Source organism: Acinetobacter sp. 228 (assembly GCF_048147885.1).
On the sequence record NZ_JAYWYV010000255.1, the window covers coordinates 1 to 1,401 of the forward strand.

Annotated in this window: 1 protein-coding gene and 1 tRNA gene; both read right to left on the reverse strand. The window is 43.0% G+C overall.

All coding sequences use genetic code 11. The features are described 5' to 3' along the window. A tRNA-Thr gene (locus tag VXQ92_RS17935) sits at positions 1-76 on the reverse strand. A 124-nt stretch (positions 77-200) separates the two neighbouring features. After that, positions 201-1,401 (reverse strand): multidrug efflux MFS transporter SxtP (sxtP, locus tag VXQ92_RS17940; RefSeq protein WP_416682719.1); only part of this gene is annotated, 1,201 nt, incomplete at its 5' end.

Below are 1,401 nucleotides of genomic sequence, written 5' to 3' on the forward strand. Positions count from 1 at the left end.
TGGTGCCGGCACACGGATTCGAACTGTGGACCTACTGATTACAAGTCAGTTGCTCTACCAACTGAGCTATGCCGGCGATGTGGAGTGAATTTTACAGTTTCTTAAAAAAAATACAAGCCAAAAAATGAGCATTTAAATTTTTTCATATGATTTTTAAATACTCATCGGGTTTAGCCTAAAAAAGTTAGGGTTTTACTATATTAATGTGCTTTGGCATGTGAAGTATAAACCGCTAAAAATATTCCAATTAAAGACAAGACCACGGTTAAACCGACAATCGCACTCCAGCCACCGTGTAACCAGAACCAACCGCCCGCCGAGCCGACAATACTTGAACCCATATAGTAAAACAGCAAGTAAAGCGAACTGGCATGAGCTTTAGCTTGTTTGCTTTCGGCACCCACAGAACTACTCGTAAGTGAGTGGGTAATAAAGAAGCCTGTGGTAATAAATGCGATGCCAATAATAATGCCGAAAAGAGAAGTGAGGAGGGTCATGAGACTACCCACGATCATAAGCGCAAAGCCACTCATCATCATGGTTTTCTTGCCGAAGCGATCGGCTAAGCTACCTGCCAACGATGAAGACACCATACCAAAGCTATACGACAAGAAAATAAGGCTAATTTGTGTTTGACTCAGTGAATAAGGTGCGCCGCTTAAGCGGAAGGTTGCATAGTTAAACAAGGTCACGAACACACTGGTAAGCAAGAAACCAATGGCAAACAGGCGTAATAATTTAGTATTGCTTAAATGAGCACGCCACATTTGTATGTGAAAGCCTAAATTCAGCCCTTTTTTCTGCACAAAATTACGCGAAGTAGGCAGTAGTTTTAAAAATGCAATTGAGCAAATAAAACAGATTGCTCCAAGTAGGCCTAAGGCGGTGCGCCATGAAAAATATTCAACCAAAATACCCATACCGACACGGCCCATCATGCCACCAAAGGCTGTCCCTGCAATATATAAACCCATGGTTTTACCGAGGTGTTCAGGTGCAATTTCTTCGGCAATCCAAGCCATAGTCACTGCGGGTACGCCACCAAGCAGTAAACCTTCTAACGCACGTGCTATGAGTAAACTGTGCCAGTTCGGTGTAAACATCGAGACAATATTTAAAATTGCGGCACACAGCATTGACGCAAAGATCACGCCGCGACGGCCAATCGCTTGTGAAAAGGCACTCGATAGCACAATCGAAATGGCTAAAAAGGCAGTCGTTAATGACAGTGCCAAAGAGCTACTCGCAGGACTAATCTGAAAGCTTTGGCTAAATGCAGGTAAGAGTGGCTGTACACAATAAATTAGAGAGAAGCTAGCAAAACCTACGAGGAATAAAGCAAATCCTGCATATTTATAAGCTTTAGTCCCTTTGTGAATCCACTCACGGGAAAGAACAGAC